We start from the raw sequence: 21653 nt of genomic DNA, 5'->3' as shown, positions 1-21653 counted from the left end.
GAGGCAGCATGATTAGACTGTCGGCATGCGGCTCATGATTGCCGGCGGCGGCGGATTCCGGGTACCGCTGGTCTACCGGGCACTTTGCGCCGGGCCCTACGCGGGGCTCGTCCGTGAACTGGTGCTTTACGACGTCGACGCCGGCCGGCTGGCCGCCATCGAGGCGGTCCTGGCCGCCCTGGCGGGGCAGGCCCCGGCCGCCGGCGGCCACCCCCCTGCGGTCCGGGCCACCACGTCCCTGCCCGAAGCCCTCGACGGCACGGACCTGGTGTTTGCCGCGATCCGCCCCGGCGGCACCGCCGGCCGCATCGCCGACGAGCGGGTCGCCCTGGGGCTGGGGCTCCTGGGCCAGGAGACCACAGGCGCCGGCGGCATCTCCTACGCGCTGCGGTCGATCCCCCGGATGCTGGAACTCGCCGCGGAAATGCGCCGCCGCTGCCCGGATGCGTGGCTGCTGAACTTCAGCAACCCGGCAGGCATGGTCACCGAGGCGCTGACCCCCATGCTGGGCGCCAAAGTGATCGGCATCTGTGACTCCGCCAGCGGGCTCGTGCACCGCGCGGCGCGGGCCGCCGGCGTCGAGCTGCAAGAGGGCAGGCTCGACGGCGTCGGCTACTACGGCCTCAACCACCTCGGCTGGCTGTACCGGCTGGAGTCCGGCGGACGGGATCTGCTGCCGGGGCTGTTGGCCGATGCCGGCGCCCTGGCCGGTTTCGAGGAGGGCCGGCTGTTTCCGCAGCCTTTCCTCGCCGGGCTGGGCTGCCTGCCAAACGAGTACCTCTTCTACTACTACGAGACCGCCCGTGCCCTGGCCGGCATCCGTTCCTCCACCCGGACCCGCGGGGAGTCCATTGACCGGCAGCAGGCGGAGCTCTACCCGCGGCTCGCGGCGGCGGGTCCGGAGGCGTTCAGGCTCTGGGACGCCGCGCGGAGGTCCCGTGAGGAAGGCTACCTCGCCGAGGCGCGGCCAGCCGGCGAGCGCCGGGACGAGACGGACCTTGCCGGCGGCGGCTACGAGCGCGTCGCGCTGGCTGTCATGCGCGCCCTCGCCGGCGGGGGCGGGGCGGAGCTGATCCTGAATACACCCAACACGCTTGCGGACGCGGCGGGCCCCGCGATTCCGGGGCTGCCCGCGGACGCCGTCGTCGAAGTGCCATGCCGGGTGACGCCCGACGGCGTTGCGCCGCTGCCGCAGGATCGCCCGGCGGAGGCGGAACTGGCGCTGATGCGGCGGACCAAGGACGTGGAGCGGCTCGTCGTCCAGGCGACCTCGCCCGGCCCGGCTACAGGCGGCGGCCCTGCGTCGGGGGCCGGCCGGCGGGAAGCGGCCCAGGCAGCCTTCGCCCGGCATCCCCTCGTTGACTCGGATGTCCTCGGCGGGAAACTGCTCACCGGCTACGAGGCCGCATTCCCGGAGCTGAAGCGGCTTTGGCGCGAAGCGTAGGCTACAGCGTGCGGTGCATCAGGTGCAGGCCCACATAGCCCAGGCGCGGGTGAAGGAACGCCTCAGGAACGGTGGCGAGCACCTCGAAGCCCAGGCCCTGCCATGCCGCGACGGCCCGGACGTTGCTTTCCACTACAGCGTTGAACTGCATGGCGCGGAAACCGGCCCGGCGCGCGGCGTCGAGGGAATAGGCGCAGAGCCCCCGCGCCACGCCCTTGCCCGCGTGCGCCGGGTGGACCATGTAGCCGGCATTGGCCACGTGGCTTCCCGCGCCGCCCTGGTTGGCGTGCAGCTCCCCGGTGCCCAGCACGACGCCGTCGAGATCCCCGCGGCCGACGGCGACGAACGTCCGTCCCGGGGCCTGTTTGAACCACCGTTCGCGGGCCCGCTCTTCGGTGGTGCCGCGGTCCCAGGTGAAGGTCTCCCCCGCCCGGATAACGGGCTCGAGGATCCCCCAGATTGCGGGCCAGTCCTGTGCCGTGGCCTCCCGGATATCCCAGCCGGCCGTCGGGGACCCAGTTTCCGTGCTTCTGCTCACAGCGGCCACGTTAGCAGCAGCCGCCGGCCGGTAAAGCCCTCCGGTGAACCCGCCCGCACTTCAGGAGTAGTGTTTTATCGAATCCATGTTCAGGTGTTGCATAGGTCAGGAGAGTAGCAGGATGTCACTGATCCGCCGCGTCGCCTTCCTCTCGCTCCACACCTCGCCCATGGAGCAGCCGGGGTCGGGCGACGCCGGGGGCATGAACGTGTACATCCGCGCGCTGGCCGCGGCCCTCGCCGAGACCGGCGTCGAGGTGGAGATCTTCACCCGGTCCACCGCTGCCGGGCAGGCCGCCGTCGAACATCCTGCCCCGGGGGTGTGCGTCCACAACGTCCTGGCCGGGCCGCCGCGGAAGCTGCCCAAGGAGGAGCTGCCCGAACTGCTGCACAGCATGGTGGCCGAGATCGACAGGATCCGCCGGCTCCAGCCGCACGGCCGCTACGACGTGATCCATTCGCACTACTGGGTGTCCGGTGTGGCCGGGCTGGAGCTCGCCAGGTTGTGGGGGGTGCCGCTGGTGCACACGATGCACACCATGGCCAAGGTGAAGAACCTGCTGCTGGAATCCGGTGAGCAGCCGGAGCCGCGCCGGCGCGAGGACGGCGAGCAGCGGATCGTCGACGGCGCCACCCGGCTGATCGCCAACACCGGCACGGAAGCCGGCGAGCTCGTCTCGCACTACACCGCGGAGAGCGACCGCATCGATGTGGCGCCGCCCGGCGTGGACCTGACCATCTTTACTCCGGCCTTCCGGAGCCGCTCCCGGGCCCACCACGGGGTGCCGCCGGGCAGGTTCCACCTGCTGTTCGCCGGGCGGATCCAGCGGCTCAAGGGCCCGCAGATCCTCATCAAGGCGGCCGCGTTGCTCCGGGCCCGCCGCCCGGACATCGACCTGCAGCTGACCATTTTGGGCGCGGTGAGCGGGGCCAAGGACTTCGACCTGAAGTCGCTGATCAGTTCCGCCGGAATGGACGACGTCGTCACGCACCACTCGCCGGTGAGCGCGCCGAAGCTCGCGGGCTGGTACCGCTCGGCCGACGTCGTCGTGATGCCTTCCTACAGCGAGTCCTTCGGCCTCGTGGCCCTCGAGGCCCAGGCCTGCGGGACCCCCGTGGTTGCCACCAGGGTGGGCGGGCTGTCCCGCGCGATTTTCGATGGCCGCACCGGCCTGCTGGTGGACGGCCACAAGGCCGCCGACTGGGCCGACGCCCTCGAGGCCCTGTACGACGACCCGGCTACCCGCGGGGACATGGGCCGGGCCGCCTCCCTGCACGCCCAGGAATTCGGCTGGCAACGAACCGCCGCGATTACTGTGGAGAGCTATCACACGGCCCTGAGCCAGTATTTTGGAAACCTGACCGTCCCGGTGGGCCATCTGCCCGCAGCCGGGGCAATCGGCCGGTAACAGCCGGCCGGCAATCATTGGCCGGAACACCCACCGACGCCACGAGCCGAAGGACAACGATGTCTGAACCTACGCATGCCGGGGCCGCTGCTGAGGCCGCCGCCTCAGGCGCTCCGGCCGCCGCTGAGACCGCCGCCTCAAGCGCTCCGCTTAGCGATCTGGAGATCGCGCAACGGGCCACGATGCGGCCGATCGGCGAAATCGCCGCCGCGGCCGGCATCAACGCCGAGGCGCTGGAGTTTTACGGCCGCTACAAGGCCAAGATCGATCCCGGGAAGCTGGCAGCGTCCCGGGCCGGCGCACCGGCCCGTGCACCCGGCAAAGTGGTGCTGGTCTCCGCGATGTCACCGACGCCCGCCGGCGAGGGTAAGTCCACCACCACGGTTGGGCTCGCGGACTCCCTGGCCCGGGCCGGACACAAGGTGATGATCGCGCTGCGCGAACCTTCGCTGGGTCCCATCCTGGGCATGAAGGGCGGGGCCACGGGCGGCGGCTACTCCCAAGTGCTGCCGATGGACGAAATCAACCTGCACTTCACTGGCGACTTCCACGCCGTCACCTCGGCGAACAACGCCCTGATGGCGCTCGTGGACAACCACATCTTCCAGGGCAACCAGCTGAACATCGACCCGCGCCGGATGACCTTCAAACGGGTTCTGGACATGAACGACCGGTCCCTCCGGGAGGTCGTGATCGGCCTGGGCGGCCCGGCGCAGGGCATCCCGCGGCAGGACGGTTTCGACATTACCGTAGCCTCGGAGATCATGGCCGTGTTCTGCCTCGCCACGGACATCGCCGACCTCCGCGAACGGCTCGGCCGGATCACTTTCGGCTACACCTACGAGCGGCAGCCGGTCACCGTGGCCGACCTTGGCGTCCAGGGCGCCCTGACCATGCTGCTCAAGGACGCCATCAAGCCCAACCTTGTGCAGACCATCGCCGGCACCCCGGCGCTGGTCCACGGCGGCCCGTTCGCCAACATCGCGCACGGCTGCAACTCCCTGATCGCGACGCAGACCGCCCGCAGCCTGGCGGACATCGTCGTCACGGAGGCCGGGTTCGGCGCCGATCTGGGGGCGGAGAAGTTCATGGACATCAAGGCGCGGATCGCCGACGTCGCACCGTCCGCCGTGGTCCTGGTGGCAACCATCCGGGCCCTCAAGATGCACGGCGGCATCGCTAAAGACCGGCTCAAGGAGCCCAACGTCGAGGCGCTGGCCGCCGGCGTCGCGAACCTCAGGCGGCACGTCCGGAACGTGGAGAAGTTCGGTATCACGCCCGTGGTGGCGATCAACAAGTTCACCACCGATACCCAGGCGGAACTGGACTGGCTGCTCCACTGGTGCGCAGCCGAGGGTGTCCAGGCGGCCGTGGCGGATGTCTGGGGCCGCGGCGGCGGCGGCGATGGCGGGGACCAACTGGCGGCCAAGGTTGCCGCAGCCATCGAGACGCCGCACACGTTCCGCCACCTGTACCCGCTGGAGATGTCGGTGGAGGACAAGATCCGCACCATCGTGCAGGAAATCTACGGGGCCGACGGCGTGGACTTCTCGGTGCCGGCGCTCAAGCGGCTCGCGGAGATCGAGAAGAACGGCTGGTCGGGTTTCCCTGTGTGCATGGCGAAAACCCAGTACTCCTTCAGCGACGACGCGAGCAAACTCGGCGCGCCCAAGGGCTTCACGGTCCACGTACGGGACCTCATTCCCAAGACCGGGGCAGGCTTCATTGTGGCCCTCACCGGAGCTGTGATGACAATGCCCGGCCTGCCCAAGGTCCCGGCCGCCATGCGGATGGACGTCGACGCCGACGGCAACCCGGTCGGCCTCTTCTAATCCCCGTTGCGCTATCACTTTTGGCTGCCATTCCCGGGGAATGGGGACCAAAAGTGATAGCGCAAAAGGCCTCTGTGGATAACGCGAGCGGCGAACCGGCGTTCGGACAAGAATGGTCCGCATGCGACCCTCAGCAGCTCTGCCGGCCCATCTCGCCTCGGCCCCGTTCACTGTCTATGAGGCGCGGGCTGCGGCCATGGGCAGCTCCCGGCTCCGTTCTTCCGATCTCGCGACGGCCGGCCGGCTGCTCTACCTGCCCACCGGCTGGGAATTTGAACTCCGCGGCCTGGCCCGGGCTCTCTCCGCCGCGACGCCGGGCGCATGGATTTCGCACCTCACGGCTGCAATGTTGCTGGGCCTGTGGCTCCCGTCGTGGTTCCGAGGCTGCCGGGAACTGCATTTGAGCAAGCCCAGAGCGCTCCCGCCGGTCCGGCGTGCGGGCGTGGTCGGACACACCGTCCTGGCGTTCGACGACGAACTCATGGTCTGGGACGGAATCCGGATTTCAACCCCCGCCCGGACCTGGCTGGACCTGGCCCGCATCCTGCCGTTGAAGGATCTCGCCGCCCTCGGCGACCAGTTGGTGCGGCGGCCCCGCCCTGAGCTTGAGGGCCGCACGGAGCCGTGGGCAACGGTCCCCCAGCTCGCGGTGATGCTCAGACGGCACCCGAAGCTCAAAGGAATCGTCAAAGCGCGCCTGGCACTGGAGCTCATCCGTCCAGGCTCCGACTCCGCTCCGGAAACGTTCCTGCGCCTGGCGTTGACCGCTGCCGGGCTGCCTGAGCCCGAGTTGCAGCTTCGGATGGTGCCGGGCGACCGTTACTCTCCCGCTGCGGACCTTGGCTACCGGAGGCAACGGACCGCCATCCAGTACGACGGCGGCCACCACCTCACCCAAGAACAACAGTCCCGCGACAATCGCCGCGACGAATCGTTCAACGCGGCCGGCTGGCGCTACTTCAAGTTCAATGCCGACGACCTCGCGGATGACTTCCGCGGTGCCGTCCAAAGAGTCCGGTTCGCGCTCCGCGGCCGCTAAACGCCGGTTGCCCTATCACTTGCGGCGCCCAAACCGGGGGTTTGGGGACCTCAAGTGATAGGGCAACCGAGAGGAGGAGGAGAAGGGGGCGGGAGGGGGAGGCCGGTTAGCGCTCGAGGTCGCCGCGGATGAAGGCCTCGACCTTTTCCCGGGCGAGATCGTCGTTGAACTGCTCCGGCGGGGACTTCATGAAGTAGCTCGAAGCCGAGAGCAGCGGGCCGCCGATGCCGCGGTCCAGGCCGATCTTGGCGGCACGGATGGCGTCGATGATCACGCCGGCGGAGTTGGGCGAGTCCCAGACCTCCAGCTTGTATTCCAGCGACACCGGGGCGTCGCCGAAGTTCCGGCCCTCAAGGCGGACAAAGGCCCACTTGCGGTCGTCGAGCCACTGGACGTAGTCCGACGGGCCGATGTGGACGTCGCGCGGCGCAATATCGGCCTCCACATTGGAGGTGACGGCCTGGGTCTTGGAGATCTTCTTGGATTCGAGGCGGTCCCGCTCCAGCATGTTCTTGAAGTCCATGTTGCCGCCGACGTTCAGCTGGTAGGTGCGGTCCAGGGTGACGCCGCGGTCCTCGAACAGCTTGGCCATCACCCGGTGCGTGATGGTGGCACCGATCTGGCTCTTGATGTCGTCGCCCACGATCGGGACGCCGGCGGCGGTGAACTTGTCCGCCCACGCCTTGGTCCCGGCGATGAAGACCGGCAGGGCATTGACGAAGCCCGCGCCGGCATCGATCGCGCACTGGGCGTAGAACTCGGCAGCTTCCTGCGAACCGACGGGAAGGTAGCAGACCATAACGTCCACCTTGGCGTCCTTAAGGGCCTGGACGACGTCCACCGGCTCCTCAGCGGACTGCTCGATCGTCTCGAGGTAGTACTTGCCGAGCCCGTCGAGGGTGGGGCCGCGTTGCACGGTGACACCGGCCGGCGGGACATCGGCGATTTTGATGGTGTTGTTCTCACTGGCCAGGATGGCGGCGGACAGGTCCTGGCCGACTTTCTTGGCATCCACATCAAAAGCGGCGACAAACTGCACATCGTTGACGTGGTACTTGCCGAACTTCACGTGCATCAAACCCGGGATCGTGGCCTGGGGATCTGCATCCTTGTAGTACTGGACGCCCTGGACCAGCGAGGTGGCACAGTTACCTACGCCGACGATTGCAACACGAATCGGATGTGAAGACACGGAACTCCTTTGAGGACAAACTTCTTATGCCCGGCGCGGACGCGCTCTGATGCGCGACGGCGGCAGACGGGCACGGCGCCATACGGCGCCCTTAGCATTCTACTCAACTGCGCCGGGGCTCCGCTTGTTCCCGGCGCGGACTTCCCGGCGCCGCCGTCGAATCTGTTACCGCAGGCGCTTAGCGGGCTACTTCTGGGCCCACAGGTTGATGTCCGACTCGACGGCGAACTCGTCGATTGCGGTGAGTTCCCCGGCCGTGAAGTCGAGCCTGTTGATGGCGGACAGCGTGTCTTCGAGCTGCCGGACGCTGGAGGCGCCCACGAGCGCGGACGTCACGGACGAGCCCTTGCCCTGCTCGCGCAGGATCCATGCGATGGCCAGCTGGGCGAGCGATTGTCCGCGGCCCTCGGCAATCCGGCGCAGGCCCCGCACGCGCTCCAGGTTTTCCTCCGTGATCATCGACTGGTCCAGGGACTTGTCCTGGGCGGCGCGGGAATCGGCCGGGATGCCGTTGAGGTAGCGGTCCGTCAGCATGCCCTGCGCCAGCGGCGAGAAAGCGATGGATCCTGCACCCACCTGTTCCAGCGCCTCGTAAAGGTTGGGGCTGCCGTTCTCGGTCCAGCGGTTCAGCATGGAGTAGCTGGGCTGGTGGATCAGCAGCGGGGTGCCGAGCTCCTTGAGGATGCGGGCGGCCTCGAGGGTCTGTTCCGGGGTGTAGGAGGAGATGCCGGCGTACAGGGCCCGGCCCGAGCGGACCGCCTGGTCCAGGGCGCCCATGGTCTCCTCCATCGGGGTCTCCGGGTCCGGCCGGTGGCTGTAGAAGATGTCCACATAGTCCAGGCCCATCCGGTTCAGGGACTGGTCCAGGCTCGCGAGCAGGTATTTGCGGGAGCCCCATTCGCCGAACGGGCCCGGCCACATGTTGTAGCCGGCCTTGGTGGAGATGACCAGCTCGTCACGGTAGGGACGGAAGTCGTCCTTGAGGTGGCGGCCGAAGTTGGTCTCGGCCGAACCGGCCGCCGGGCCGTAGTTGTTGGCCAGGTCAAAGTGGTTGACGCCGAGATCGAAGGCGCGGCGCAGGATGGCGCGCTGGGCCTCGAACGTCTTGTCGTCCCCAAAGTTGTGCCACAGGCCCAGCGAAATCGCGGGGAGTTTCAGGCCGCTGCGTCCCACGCGGCGGTAGGGCATTGTGTCGTAGCGGGTGTCAGCTGCCGAATAAGTCATACATTCCATCCTGCCTCATCTAAAAAATACTTGCAGAGAACTACTTCGAGAGAATTGCGGCGCTGTGCCCGGGAAGGTCCAGCCGCCCGGTCCCGAGCCGCACGCCGTCGTCGGTGGCCAGCACAACCGAAGCACCGGTGACGGCGACACCGCGCGGTTCGGCGGAGAAGTTCATCGCTACTTCCACGCCGCCGCGCCGCAACAGGAGCCAGCCGTCCGCCTCGCTGAAGTCCACCGCGGTGTCCTCGAACCCCAGACCGGCGAGCTCCGGTGTGGAGCGCCGGAGTTCGATCAGCGAGCGGTAGAGTTCCAGCAGCCGGGCGTGGTCACCTTCGGCGGCTTCGGCCCAATTGAGCTTGGAACGGGTGAAGGTCCCGGGGTCCTGCGGGTCGGGCACGACGGCGGGGTCCCAGCCCATCCGCTCGAATTCCCTGATCCGGCCTTCGGCGGTGGCCTTGCCGAGCTCCGGTTCCGGGTGCGACGTGAAGAACTGCCACGGCGTCGTCGCGCCGTATTCCTCGCCCATAAACAACATCGGCGTGAACGGCGACGTCAGGGTCGCGACGGCGGCGAGCGCCAGCTGCCCGTAGCCCAACGACTGGGACAGCCGGTCACCGGTGGCCCGGTTGCCGATCTGGTCATGGTTCTGGCTACAGACCACCAGCGCCGACGGGTGGACGATGCCGGTGTTGATGGGCCGGCCGTGGTGGCGTTCCCGGAAAGTGGAGTAGCCGCCGTCGTGGAAGAACCCGTCAACCAGGACCTTGGCCAGCGCCCCGAGCGATTCGAAGTCGGCGTAGTAGCCGGTGGCCTCGCCGCTGACGTTGACGTGGACCGCGTGGTGGAAGTCATCGCTCCATTGCCCGGCCAGGCCGTCGCCGTTGACATCCCGGGGGTACAGCAGCCGGGGATCGTTGAGGTCCGACTCGGCGATCATCGTGGCAGGACGCCCGGTTTCGGCGGAGATGTGATCCGCGAGCGCGCCGAACTCCTCCAGGAGGTGGACTGCCCGTTCGTCCTTGAAGGCGTGCACGGCGTCCAGCCGCAGCCCGTCCACATGATAGTCCCGGAGCCACATGGCGGCGTTCTCCAGGATGTATTGGCGCACGACGTCGGAGCCGGGGCCGTCGAGGTTGACGGAGTCGCCCCAGGTGTTGCCCTCCCCCGACTTGAGGTACGGCCCGAACCGTGACAAGTAGTTCCCGCTGGGCCCGAGGTGGTTGTAGACGACGTCCTGGATAACTCCCAGGCCGGCGGCGTGGGCCGCGTCCACGAAGCGCTGGTACGCGGCGGGTCCGCCGTAGCCTTCGTGCACGGCGTACCACAGGACGCCGTCGTAGCCCCAGTTGTGGGTGCCGTTAAAGCCGTTGACCGGGAGCAGTTCCACGAAGTCGACGCCGAGCTCAGCCAGGTAGCTGAGCTTCCCGATGGCCGCGTCCAGGGTCCCCTCCGGGGTGAAGGTTCCCAGGTGCAGCTCGTAGATCACCGCACCCTGCAGCCCGCGTCCCTCCCACTGCCCGTCAGCCCAGGCGTGGCTGCCGGCGTCGAAGGTCCGCGACAGCGAGTGCACGCCGTCGGGCTGCCGACGGGACCGCGGGTCCGGCAGTGGCGTCGTGTCCCCGTCCAGGAGGTAGCCGTAGGCCACCTCGCCGGTGGCCGGGGCTCCGGCGGCCGTCCACCAGCCGTCCTGGTTGTCGCCGTCCGGGCCGGCGCCGGGCGGACCTCCGCCGGCCCGGCCGGCTCCAACGACCCGGCTCATCGGGTATTTCCGGCCGTCGGCGAGCAGCGTTACTGACTCCGCGTCCGGCGCCCAGAGATCGAAGCGTTCGGTTCCGTGTGCAGGCAAGGTCATGGCATTCTTCCGTTCCCCATGTCGGTTCTTCAAGGACTGCTTAGGCGGCGGGCACCAGGAGGGCCACCGGGTAGTCGCGCAGGATGCCGGCCACGCGCACCGGGCCGGGGCCAAAGGTGTGCCCGGTCAACTCATCCGTCATGGCCGTGGCAAGTTCGACGGCGGTGTCCTGCCAGCCGCCCTGCCGTTCGAGTCCGCGCGGCAGCCGGGTAGCGAGTGTGAGCGCCCCGCCGCCTTCTGTCCCGCCCCGGTCGAAGCCGAGCAGGTGCGCCGCGGCGGCGCCGGTGGCCTGGACCGGGGTGTAGCCGGTGAACAGCTCCGGCCGGTCCCGGCGCAGGCGGAGCGCCCGCGAGGTGACCAGCAGTTTCGCTGCGTCGTCGGTGTACGACGCCGGCCGCTCACCGGCGTCGAGCGCGGCCAGGGCCGCGCGGCGCGCACCGAAGTCGAAGGGCCTGCGGTTGTCCGGATCGGTCAGCGAGCGGTCCCAGAATTCCGTGCCCTGGTAGACGTCTGGGACTCCCGGCATGGTCAGCTGCACTAGCTTGGCGCCGAGGGAGTTGGCCGCGCCGTAGGGTTCCAGCAGGGCAACGAGGGAGTCCAGTTCCGTTCGGACTGCGGGGTTGTCAAAGACCGCGTCGACGGCGGCCGCCAGCTTGTCCTCGAAGGCCGCGTCCGGGTCCAGCCAATCGGTCGAGTTCCCCGCCTCGCGGGCGGCTTTCCGGGCGTAAGACTGCAACCGTTCACGGTCCGCGGGCCACGCGCCGGCGACGGCCTGCCACAAGAGGTTGGCGAGCGGCCCGTCGGGCAGCGGCGCCAGTTCCTGCAGGCGGGACAGGGCGGCTTTCCATTCGGCGGGACGCTCGGCGATCACGGAGATCCGCGCCCGGGTGTCCTCGCTGCGCTTGGTGTCGTGGGTGCTGAGCGCGGTCATGGACAGCGGGAGATCGGCCTGGCGGCGGGTCATCCGGGTGTGGAACTCCGCCGGCGAGACGGAGAACTCGGTGGGATCGGCTCCGACTTCGGTGAGGGTGCCCAGCCGGGTGTAGCGGAAGAACGCGGTGTCCTCCACGCCCTTGGCCATGACCATGCCGGAGGTCTGCTGGAAACGGCGTCCCAGTTCCGCGCCGGCGTCAGGACCGGCGTCGAGCAGCAGCGGAAGCAGCACCCCGACGGCGCCGGCCAGCTCCGGACGGCGGCGGACGGCAAGCCCGCAGGCTTCCTTCAGGACGTCCGCACCCTCCGGAAGGTAGCTGCGGTAGACCGGGAACGCGGCGATGATCTCGGACAGTGCGTCGGCGGCCGCGTCGGTATTGAGGCCGGCGTGGGCAGGCACCAGGCGCGCGAGCCGGCGCATCTCCGAATGCAGGATCCCGTCGGTGATCCGCCGCTTGGTGCCGCGGATCATGTCCTCGTAGTCCACGGCTTGGCCCCCGCGCAGCCCGGAATCGAGCGCGTCGAGCGGCTCCTGGCCTGCGGCGTCAACGAAGACCCGGTCCACGTCCGCGAGGGCGTCGTAGCCGGTGGTGCCCTCGCAGTCGAAACCGGCCGGGAGCTGCTCGCCCGGCTCGAGAATCTTCTCGATCAGCAGGTAGCTGCCGCCGGTGGCCTCGCGCAGCCGGCGGAGGTAGCCTTCCGGGTCGGCCAGACCGTCCGGGTGGTCAATCCGCAGCCCGTCAACCAGCCCGTCCCGGAACCAGCGGACGATCTCGGCGTGGGCTTCGTCGAAGACCTCCGGGAGCTCCACCCGGATCCCGGCAAGGCTGTTGACGGCGAAGAACCGGCGGTAGTTCAGCTCGTTGTCGGCACGCCGCCAGCCGACCAGTTCGTAGTGCTGCCGGCGGTGGACCTCGCGGGGGTCGTCCCCCTCGGTATAGCTGCCCTCGGCCAGCGGGAAGCGGTGGTCGTAGTACCGCAGTTCCCCGCCCCGGATCTCAAGCGCGTCAAGATCCGAGTCGTCCCCCAGCACGGGAATCCTGATCCTGCCGTGGCCGAAGTCCCAGTCGACGTCGAACGCGCGGGCGTAGGGCGATCCCTGACCTTCCTTCAGCAGCGACCACCACCACGGGTTTTGGACGGGGGTGGCGACGCCGACGTGGTTGGGCACAATGTCGACGAGCACTCCCATGCCGGCTTTCCGGGCGGCCGCCGATGCCGCGGCGAGCCCCTCGGGCCCGCCGCGGTCGGGGTCGATCGCGGAGGGGTCGGTCACGTCGTAGCCGTGGTCCGAGCCCTTCTCCGCCGTCAGGATCGGCGAGAGGTAGATCCAGTCCGCACCGAGTGACTTCAGGTACGGTACGGCGTCGGCGGCATCCTGGAGGGTGAAGCCGGACCGGATCTGCAGCCGGTAGGTGGAGACTGGCGTCCTCATGAAGCCGGGTCCTCCGTGGCGGTCTTTGTGGGGGCAACGATGGTGACGGGGTGACCTTCCTCCACCGCGGTCAAGGTGCGGGTGCCCTCTTCCTCGTCCTCATGCTCGGCCATGGCGGCCAGGGAAGCGGCCGCGGAGTAGTCCACTTCCACCTCCGGGCCGGAGTGCGCGCGGAGCACCACCATGGATTTGGCGGCCAGCTTCAGCACCGATCCGGCCTTGAGCGGCTGCTCGGTGTCGGCTTGGTCCGCGGTGTCCACCAGCACGTCCCAGAACCGCGAGTATTCCTCGGGCGGCAGCGCAAAGTCCACGTCTTCGTCGTGGGCATTGAAGCCTAGAAGGAAGCTGTCGTCGGTGATCCGGCGCCCGCGGGAGTCCTGCTCCTGGATGCCGTGCCCGTTGTAAAACACGCCGATGGTCCGGCCGAAGCCGCTGTCCCAGTCCTCCGGTCGCATTTCTGTGCCGTCCGTTTTCAGCCAGACGATGTCCGGCAGCTTCTCGCCCTCACCGCGGACCACCGGGCGGCCCTCAAAGAAGCGGCTGCGCCGGAAGGTCGGGTGGTCGTGGCGGATCTTGTTGACAAAGGCCGTAAATTCGACCAGCGGCTGGTCCATGGCTTCCCAGTGCACCCAGCTCAGTTCGGAATCCTGGCAGTAGGTGTTGTTGTTGCCCTGCTGTGTACGGCCAAGCTCATCGCCGTGCAGGAGCATCGGGACACCTTGGGACAGCAGCAGTGTCGCGATGAAGTTGCGCTGCTGGCGGGCCCGGAGGGTCAGCACTTTCGGGTCGTCGGTGTCCCCCTCGGCGCCGGAGTTCCAGGAGCGGTTGTGGGACTCGCCGTCGTTGTTGCCTTCGCCGTTGGCGTCGTTGTGCTTCTCGTTGTAGGAGACCAGGTCGCGCATGGTGAAGCCGTCGTGCGCGGTGACAAAGTTGATGGAGGCGACAGGCCGGCGCGCCGAGCTTTCGTACAGGTCCGCCGAGCCGGTCAGGCGCGAGGCGAACTCGCCCAGGGTGGAGGGCTCACCGCGCCAGAAATCGCGAACGGTGTCGCGGTATTTGCCGTTCCACTCGGTCCACTGCGGCGGGAAGTTGCCCACCTGGTAGCCGCCGGGGCCGATGTCCCACGGTTCTGCGATCAGCTTGACCTGGGAGACGATCGGGTCCTGCTGGATGAGTTCGAAGAAGGTGGAGAGCTTGTCCACGTCGTAGAACTCGCGGGCCAGGGTGGAGGCGAGGTCGAAGCGGAAGCCGTCCACGTGCATTTCCGTCACCCAGTAGCGCAGGGAGTCCATCAGCAGCTGCAGCGAGTGCGGATGCCGGACGTTGAGCGAGTTCCCGGTTCCGGTGTAGTCCATGTAGTGCTTCTGGTCATCGTCAACCAGACGGTAATATGCCTGGTTATCGATGCCCTTGAAGGACAGCGTGGGGCCCAGGTGGTTTCCCTCCGCGGTGTGGTTGTAGACCACGTCCAGGATCACCTCGATGCCGGCCTTGTGCAGATCGCGGACCATGGCCTTGAACTCCTGGACCTGGTGCCCGACGTCGCCGGAGGAGCTGTAGGTGTTCTGCGGGGCGAAGAAGCCGATGGTGTTGTAGCCCCAGTAGTTGTTGAGGCCCTTTTCCACGAGGGTGCCGTCGTTGATGAACTGGTGCACGGGCATGAGCTCGATCGCGGTGATGCCGAGCTTCTTGAGGTGGTCGATCACGGCCGGGTGCGACACTCCGGCGTACGTGCCGCGCTGTTCCTTCGGGATCTCCGGGTGCAGCTCGGTGAGGCCCTTGACGTGGGCCTCATAGATGACCGATTCGTGGTACGGGATGCGCAGGAGGCGGTCGCCGTCCCAGTCGAAGAACGGGTTGATGACCACACCGTGCATGGTGTGCGGCGCGGAATCGCCGTCGTTGCGCGAGTCCGGATCGCCGAACTCGTAGGAAAAGAGGGCCGGGTCCCAGTCGATCTGGCCCTGAATGGCCTTGGCGTAGGGGTCCAGCAGCAGCTTGTTGGCGTTGAAACGGTTCCCGGTCTCCGGCTGGTACGGGCCATGGACGCGGTAGCCGTATTTCTGGCCGGGCTGGATGAGCGGCAGGTAGCAGTGCCACACGTAGCCGTCCACTTCGGTCAGCTCGATCCGGGTCTCGGTCAGGTCATCGGCGAGGATACAGAGCTCCACCCGCTCGGCGAGTTCGCTAAACAGGGCAAAGTTGGTGCCGGTGCCGTCAAAAGTGGCTCCCAGCGGGTACGCCATTCCGGGCCAGACTTCCATGTGTTCTCCTCGTGTGATGCGGACAATCTCTAGACAGACTACTGGTAAGTAGGGTTAGCATCCCTGTCGGGGCGCCGGGTCTCCTCTTCATTACAGCCCCCGCAGGATCGCCGGGACGAACTCCGCGATGGCGGTGGCGGTCACCGGCCCCCCGGCCGATCCGGCGCTTCCGGCCCGGCCGTGCAGGCTCGCGGCCATTGCCGCCGTCGCTGCCCACCGGTCCGATCCCGCTATCCCGTGCGCCGCGAACGCCTCGCCGCTTCCGGACAGCTGTGCAAGCAGCGCTCCGAGCACGCCGGCGAGGACATCCCCGCTGCCCGCCGTGGCCAGCCAGGGGGTGGCTTCGGCCTGGCTGAAGACAGTTCCCGTGGGGGCGGAAACGAGGGTCGTGGCGCCCTTGAGCAGCACCGTGGCTCCCGTCAGGGACGCGGCCTGCACGACGGCGGCGAGCGTTGCGTTCTCCACCCCGGCGCGGCCCGGTTCCGCGCCGTACCGCGCCAGCAGGGCGGCCAGTTCGCCGGCGTGCGGCGTCAGGACCATGTGCGGGGCGAGAACCCGGGGCAGGGCCGGCAGCGCTCCGGCGTCGGCCACGAGCGGAAGCCCGGTGGCTACCGCCTCGCGGACACGGTCCAGCTGATCATGGGCGTCCTCGTCGAGTCCCGGACCTAGCAGCCAGGCCTGGACATGGGTTTCCGCCGGGCTTTCCGGGCCGCACACCACCTCGGGGCAGGCCCGGCGGACCAGGTCCGCGACTTCCGGCGGGCCGAGGTACCGCACCATGCCGACGCCGGCGGCCAGGGCGCCTTTGCAGGCCAGGACGGCGGCGCCGGGGTACCGCCGCGAGCCGGCCACCACACCCAGCACGCCGCGCGAGTACTTGTGGGAGCGCCGTTCCGGTTGAGGCAGCAGCAGGGCAAGGTCTTCGGCTTCCAGCCGGCGCAAAGCAGGCGACGGCAACGCCGATTCAATGCCGATCGGGATGACATGGACGCGTCCGGCGAAGTCCGCTCCTGGGTCGGCCAGCAGGCCCGCTTTAGCGGCGCCAAAAGTCACCGTCAGGTCCGCGCCAAGCACGGGCGTGTGGGCCTCGCCCGTGTCGGCATCGACCCCGCTGGGGATGTCACAGGCGATCACCAGGCCCGGCCGGGAACCCTGCAGCCGGTCCAGCAGGGCGGCGGCGGGGCCCCGGAGCCCGCCCCGGGCGCCGGTTCCAAGGACCGCGTCCAACACGACGTCGGTCCGCGCGGCGGCTGCCGATACTTCGGTGACGTTTTCCGGAGTAAGCCGAACCACCCGGCCGCCGGCGCGTTCAAACGCCGCAAGTCCGGCCCCGTGGGCCCCGCCCGCGGTCAGCACCGCCGTCGTGCGCATGCCCCGGCCGGCGAGCAGCGCGGCGGCGAACAGGCCGTCGCCGCCGTTGTTGCCCCTGCCGGCGAGTACGGTCACGCTGGCACCGTAGAGGCGGCTCCCGCGGCTGTGCAGTTCGCGGACGACGGCGTTGGCCAGCCCGTAGGCGGCCCGCTGCATCAGAACAGCGCCCAAACCATCGTCCAGGAACCTCTTCTCAGCCGCGCGTATCTGGGTTCCGGTGTAGGCGCTGATCATGGTTCCAGTCCATTCGCGGTGCAGTTGCTGCGGACGTTGCTGTTCAGCCCTCGGCGAGGACGGTTGCGGTGGCGATCCCGCCGTCGTGACTTATCGACAGGTGCCAGCGCTTGACGCCCTTGGATTCTGCCACGGCCAGCACCGTGCCCTTGATCTGCACGGTGGGGCCGTTCTGGTCCAGTCCGATCCAGCAGTCCTGCCAGTTCATGCCGGCCGGCGCCCCCAGCACTTTGGCCACGGCCTCCTTCGCGGCGAACCGTGCCGCCAGGGACCGAGTATTCAGTTCGCGCTCTGCGGGGACGAACAGCCTGTCGCGCAACCCGGGGGTGCGCTCCAGCTGCCGGCCGAACCGTTCAATGTCTACGACGTCTACGCCAATGCCAACAATCATGGCGCTATTCTACGGTGACGCTCTTGGCCAGGTTGCGCGGCTGGTCCACGTCGTACCCCTTGGCGGAGGCGAGGGCGAGGGCGAAGATCTGCAGCGGCACCGTGCTGAGCAGGGGCGCCAGCAGTGTGGGCGACTCCGGGATGTAGAAAACGTGCTCGGCGTAGGCCTTGACCGCTTCGTCGCCCTCTTCGGCGATCACAATGGTCATGGCGCCGCGGGCGCGGACTTCCTGGATGTTGGAGACCACCTTCGCGTGCAGCGAATCCCGGCCGCGGGGTGACGGGACCACCACGAAAACGGGCTGGCCCTCTTCGATCAGCGCGATCGGGCCGTGCTTGAGCTCGCCGGCCGCAAAGCCCTCCGCATGGATGTAGGCGAGCTCCTTGAGCTTGAGCGCGCCTTCCATTGCCACCGGGAACCCGACGTGGCGGCCCAGGAACAGTACCGACTTGGCGTCGGCCATGGACTCGCCGAGTGCCTTGATCTGGCCCTCGTTGTCGAGGATCTGCTGGATCTTGGCAGGGATTTTGCCCAGATCGGCCAGGATGTCCTTGATCTCGCCCTGGAACTTGTTGCCGCGCAGCTGTGCCAAATACAGGCCCAGCAGATACGCTGCGGTGATCTGCGCGAGGAAGGCCTTGGTGGAGGCCACCGCGATTTCCGGGCCGGCGTGGGTGTAGAGCACGGCGTCGGATTCGCGCGGGATCGTGGATCCGTTGGTGTTGCAGATGGAGACCGTCTTGGCGCCCTGTTCCTTGGCATAGCGGACGGCCATCAGCGTGTCCATGGTCTCGCCGGACTGGGAGATGGACACGATGAGCGTGTTGGCGTCCACGATCGGGTCCCGGTAGCGGAATTCGTGGGAGAGCTCCACCTCGGTGGGGATCCGGCACCAGTGCTCGATCGCGTACTTTGCAACCTGCCCGGCATAGGCGGAGGTTCCGCAGGCCAGGACGATGATCTTGTCGATGCTCTTGAGCAGTTCCGGATCGATCCGGAGTTCGTCGAGGGTCAGCCTGCCGTGGACGTCGGAGCGGCCCAGTAGGGTCTGCAGGACGGCGTCGGGCTGGTCGTGGATTTCCTTTTCCATAAAGGACGGGAAGCCGCCCTTTTCTGCCGAGGCCGGGTCCCAGTCGACGTGGTATTCCTTGCCTTCGGCCGGGGCGCCGTAGAAGTCGGTGATCTCCACGGTGTCCGCGGTGATGGTGACGATCTGGTCCTGGCCCAGCTCGACGGCGCGCCGCGTGTAATCGATGAAACCGGAAACGTCGGACCCGAGGAAGTTCTCGCCGTCGCCGAGGCCCACCACCAGCGGGGAGTTTCGGCGCGCCGCCACAACCACGTCGGGCTGGTCGGCATGCACGGCAAGGAGGGTGAAGGCGCCCTCGAGGCGCTGGCAGGCAAGCTGCATGGCCTTGGTCAGGCCACCCTTGGAGAGGTCGCCGCCCAGCTGGTTGCGGTAGATATCGCCCAGCAGCGCCGCTGCCACTTCGGTGTCCGTCTCGGAGAGGAATTTCACACCCTTGCGCACGAGCTCCAGTTTGAGCTCGGCGAAGTTTTCGATAATGCCGTTGTGGATCACCGCCAGCTTGCCTTCGTCGGAGAGGTGCGGGTGCGCATTCTGGTCCGTCGGGCCGCCGTGGGTTGCCCAGCGGGTGTGACCGATGCCGGTCAGGGACGCCGGCAGGGGATTGGCCTCCAGCTCCGCGAGCAGGTTGAGCAGCTTGCCCGACTTCTTGCGTGCGGAGATGGTTCCGTCCGCCACCACCGCGATTCCTGCCGAGTCGTAGCCGCGGTACTCCAGCCGCCGCAATCCTTCAAGAACAACGTCCAGGGCATTGTGTCCAGTATTTACCCGGCCAGCTGAGTGGCCCACATATCCAACGATTCCACACATGGGCATAAGCCTAGCGGGTTTCCCGGACCGCAAACGAAGGCTGCGCGGAGGCAACGGCCCCCTCCTCCGGCCCGGCCGGGGCTTGCCCGGCCGGCCCATTTCGCTCTCGGCCCCGTGAGAGGGGAGAATCTCTAGGGTGACTTTGCAACGCAATGAAGCGAACGGCGACGGCGCCTCCCCGTTCGTGGAGCTGGACAGGCAGACCTGGTCCCGGCTCGCGGCCCAGATGGAGCAGCCCCTGAACGAAGAGGACGTGCTCCGGCTCCGCGGCCTCGGCGATCCCCTCGACATGAAGGAGGTCCGCGACGTCTACCTGCCGCTCTCCCGGCTCCTGCACCTGTATGTGGAGGCCGCGGGCCAGCTGCACGCGGCCACCACCACCTTCCTCGGAGAGCAGACCCAGCGCACCCCGTTCGTGATTGGCGTGGCCGGTTCGGTGGCCGTCGGCAAATCGACCATCGCCCGGGTCCTCCGCGAGATGCTCCGCCGCTGGCCGGGAACACCCAACGTGGAGCTCATCACCACGGACGGATTCCTCTACCCTCTGGCCGAGCTCAAGCGCCGCCAGCTGCTGGAGCGCAAGGGTTTTCCGGAGTCCTATGACCGCCGCGCGCTGCTGCGCTTTGTGAGCGAAATCAAAGGCGGCGCCGAGGAAGTCCGGGCCCCCTGGTACTCCCATGTGACCTACGACATCGTCCCCGGCAAGGAAGTGGTGGTGCGCCGCCCCGACGTGCTGATTGTCGAGGGACTGAACGTCCTGGCACCGGCCCGCCCGCGGCACGACGGCCGCCAGGGCCTGGCCCTGAGTGACTTCTTCGACTTCTCCATCTATGTTGATGCCAAAACCCCCTACATTGAGGAGTGGTACGTGGACCGCTTCCGCAAGCTTCGCACCACTGCGTTCGCGCAGCCCGAGTCCTACTTCCACCGCTATGCCACGCTCTCGGACGCGGAGGCCGAGCAGACCGCCCGCGAAATCTGGAAGCGCATCAACGAACCGAACCTGGAAGAGAATGTCCTGCCCACCCGCGGCCGGGCGCAGCTGGTCCTCACGAAGGATGCTGACCACTCCATCCGGCGCATGCTGCTGCGAAAGGTTTAGCACAGATGTGCCACGACGGATCCGGCACTGCCGGGACTCCGCCGGCAAGCCGGGACCACCCGCCCCAGGAGACCCCGAACCGACGGACCTTCAGCCGACTCCTGATCGCCGGATCCGGCCTCGCCGCCCTGGCCGCCTGCACCCCAGAACCGATGCAGCCGCCGTCGTCCGCCTTCGGTACCGCCACGGCGACGACGGAGCCCAGCCCGGCGGCACCGTCCACCGCAGCCATATCCCCGACGGAGTCTGTCGCGGCTACCTCCGCCGGCACGGCACCGGAAACGCCGCCGGCGGCCCCGGCACCGTCCGCCGCCGGGTCCGCGGCTCGGCACTCACTCACCGATCCGGCGAGTCCCTGGGTAGTGGTCAACAAGCGCCGGCCGCTCTCCCCCGCGGCTTACGTGCCGGTGGACCTGGTCCAGCCGTCCGTCCGCCTTGCCGTATCCGGTGAGGCAGCCCTGCTGAACAGTACGACGGCGGCAGCGGCGGAAGGGATGTTTGCGGCGGCAGCCAGCGCCGGCGTCGTACTGACCCTGGCCAGCGGCTACCGGTCTTTCGCGACGCAGACACTCACCTACAACAGCTATGTGGACTCGCGGGGACAGGCCGAGGCCGACACCGCTTCCGCCCGGCCCGGCCACTCCGAACACCAGACCGGCTGGTGCTTCGACATCGGCGACGGCGGGGGCGCGTGCAGCTTCCAGCCCTGCTTCGCCGGGCAGCCGGCCGCGGTCTGGGCCACGGCGAACGGCCACCGCTTCGGCTTTGTGGTGCGCTATCCGTGGCTGTTGCACCCCATCACCGGCTACTACTACGAGCCCTGGCACCTGCGCTTCATCGGCGTCGACGCGGCTACGGACATGCACCAGCGCGGCACCGCGACGCTTGAGGAATACTTCGGGCTCGAAGCGGCACCGGACTACCTGTAGCGGTCCTGTCCGGGCCGAACAGCGGAAACCGTCCGCCGGGACGGCCGACACGGGCCGGGCACCTCAGCTGCGCGCCATGCCGCGTTCATGCCCCTGGGCTACCGTGGAATCATGCTGACCGGATTCAAGAACTTCATTCTCAAAGGCAACGTCGTCGACCTTGCCGTCGCAGTAGTCATCGGCGCCGCATTTGGCGCGGTGGTAACGGCACTCGTCCAGAGCGTGCTTATGCCGTTCATTGCCGGGCTGGTCGGAGCGCCCAACTTCGACAGGTTCGCCGTCGTCACCCTGAACGGAAATGACATGAAGTTTGGCGTGCTGCTGACGGCGATCGTCAACTTCCTCCTCATCGCGGCGGCGATCTATTTCGTTGTTGTGGTGCCTATGAACCACATGATCGAACGCCGCAACCGCCGGCTCGGCATCAACCCGAACGTCAAGGAGGAAGCGGCCGGAGACCCGCAGATCGCCCTCCTGACCGAAATCCGCGACGCGCTCAAGAAATAGGCCCGGCCGGGTCACTTCTCCGCCCCGATAACAATGGCCCGCCTCCGGCAGGAGACGGGCC

At 68.1% G+C, this 21653-nt stretch carries 16 protein-coding genes; 7 read left to right on the top strand and 9 right to left on the bottom strand.

Annotated features, from left to right (window positions below):
- The first annotated feature begins 25 nt into the window (after positions 1-25).
- Positions 26-1444, top strand: coding sequence for a family 4 glycosyl hydrolase (locus tag RCH07_RS07015; RefSeq protein ID WP_326966743.1), 1419 nt, complete (start codon positions 26-28; stop codon positions 1442-1444).
- A 1-nt stretch (position 1445) separates the two neighbouring features.
- Here the strand turns inward: RCH07_RS07015 and RCH07_RS07010 are convergent, their stop codons facing one another.
- On the bottom strand, positions 1446-1991 hold the full coding sequence (locus tag RCH07_RS07010) for a GNAT family N-acetyltransferase (protein ID WP_442784783.1): 546 nt from the start codon (positions 1989-1991) through the stop codon (positions 1446-1448).
- A gap of 112 nt (positions 1992-2103) precedes the next feature.
- Between RCH07_RS07010 and mshA the strand changes: the two genes are divergently transcribed.
- From mshA to RCH07_RS06995, 3 genes are all read left to right on the top strand, one after another.
- Positions 2104-3390, top strand: a complete 1287-nt coding sequence (gene mshA / locus RCH07_RS07005) for a D-inositol-3-phosphate glycosyltransferase (RefSeq protein WP_326966741.1) — start codon at positions 2104-2106, stop codon at positions 3388-3390.
- A gap of 59 nt (positions 3391-3449) precedes the next feature.
- A complete protein-coding gene (locus RCH07_RS07000; protein WP_326966740.1) occupies positions 3450-5222 on the top strand; it encodes a formate--tetrahydrofolate ligase in 1773 nt (590 codons plus the stop codon).
- 121 nt (positions 5223-5343) lie between these two features.
- Positions 5344-6261: a DUF559 domain-containing protein gene (locus tag RCH07_RS06995; RefSeq protein WP_326966739.1), complete on the top strand. Its 918-nt coding sequence runs from the start codon at positions 5344-5346 to the stop codon at positions 6259-6261.
- A 106-nt stretch (positions 6262-6367) separates the two neighbouring features.
- Here the strand turns inward: RCH07_RS06995 and RCH07_RS06990 are convergent, their stop codons facing one another.
- The 8 genes from RCH07_RS06990 to glmS all read right to left on the bottom strand — a co-directional run bounded on the left by RCH07_RS06990 (position 6368) and on the right by glmS (position 19054).
- Positions 6368-7453 (bottom strand): inositol-3-phosphate synthase, encoded by a 1086-nt coding sequence (locus RCH07_RS06990; RefSeq protein WP_326966738.1) that lies wholly within the window; start codon positions 7451-7453, stop codon positions 6368-6370.
- 186 nt (positions 7454-7639) lie between these two features.
- Positions 7640-8677 carry an L-glyceraldehyde 3-phosphate reductase gene (mgrA, locus tag RCH07_RS06985; RefSeq protein ID WP_326966737.1) on the bottom strand — a complete coding sequence of 346 codons (1038 nt, stop codon included), beginning with the start codon at positions 8675-8677 and terminating at the stop codon, positions 7640-7642.
- Positions 8678-8717: 40 nt separating this feature from the next.
- A complete protein-coding gene (gene treZ, locus RCH07_RS06980; RefSeq protein WP_326966736.1) occupies positions 8718-10529 on the bottom strand; it encodes a malto-oligosyltrehalose trehalohydrolase in 1812 nt (603 codons plus the stop codon).
- 40 nt (positions 10530-10569) lie between these two features.
- The gene (treY, locus tag RCH07_RS06975; protein ID WP_326966735.1) at positions 10570-12897 is read right to left on the bottom strand and encodes a malto-oligosyltrehalose synthase; all 2328 of its coding nucleotides are present in this window, start codon (positions 12895-12897) and stop codon (positions 10570-10572) included.
- Positions 12894-15161, bottom strand: a complete 2268-nt coding sequence (gene glgX, locus RCH07_RS06970) for a glycogen debranching protein GlgX (RefSeq protein ID WP_326966734.1) — start codon at positions 15159-15161, stop codon at positions 12894-12896. Before glgX ends, treY begins: the two co-directional genes overlap by 4 nt.
- Positions 15162-15251: 90 nt before the next feature.
- Positions 15252-16766, bottom strand: a complete 1515-nt coding sequence (locus RCH07_RS06965; protein ID WP_326966733.1) for an NAD(P)H-hydrate epimerase — start codon at positions 16764-16766, stop codon at positions 15252-15254.
- Between the two features lie 43 nt (positions 16767-16809).
- Complete coding sequence (locus RCH07_RS06960) at positions 16810-17157, bottom strand: holo-ACP synthase (protein WP_131682854.1); 348 nt, start codon at positions 17155-17157, stop codon at positions 16810-16812.
- 4 nt (positions 17158-17161) lie between these two features.
- Positions 17162-19054 (bottom strand): glutamine--fructose-6-phosphate transaminase (isomerizing), encoded by a 1893-nt coding sequence (glmS, locus tag RCH07_RS06955; RefSeq protein ID WP_326966732.1) that lies wholly within the window; start codon positions 19052-19054, stop codon positions 17162-17164.
- Between the two features lie 136 nt (positions 19055-19190).
- Here glmS and coaA point away from each other — a divergent pair, with 136 nt between their 5' ends.
- The 3 genes from coaA to mscL all read left to right on the top strand — a co-directional run bounded on the left by coaA (position 19191) and on the right by mscL (position 21592).
- Positions 19191-20156: a type I pantothenate kinase gene (gene coaA / locus RCH07_RS06950; RefSeq protein ID WP_326966731.1), complete on the top strand. Its 966-nt coding sequence runs from the start codon at positions 19191-19193 to the stop codon at positions 20154-20156.
- Positions 20157-20161: 5 nt separating this feature from the next.
- The gene (locus tag RCH07_RS06945) at positions 20162-21085 is read left to right on the top strand and encodes a M15 family metallopeptidase (RefSeq protein ID WP_326966730.1); all 924 of its coding nucleotides are present in this window, start codon (positions 20162-20164) and stop codon (positions 21083-21085) included.
- Between the two features lie 111 nt (positions 21086-21196).
- Positions 21197-21592: a large conductance mechanosensitive channel protein MscL gene (gene mscL, locus RCH07_RS06940; protein ID WP_326966729.1), complete on the top strand. Its 396-nt coding sequence runs from the start codon at positions 21197-21199 to the stop codon at positions 21590-21592.
- The last annotated feature ends 61 nt before the right edge of the window (positions 21593-21653 follow it).

Origin of the sequence: Arthrobacter sp. CG_A4, assembly GCF_035985125.1 — a bacterium.
GTDB lineage: Bacteria > Actinomycetota > Actinomycetes > Actinomycetales > Micrococcaceae > Arthrobacter.
The sequence above is the reverse complement of the archived record's forward strand: the minus strand, read 5'-3'. Positions and strand labels throughout refer to the sequence as shown.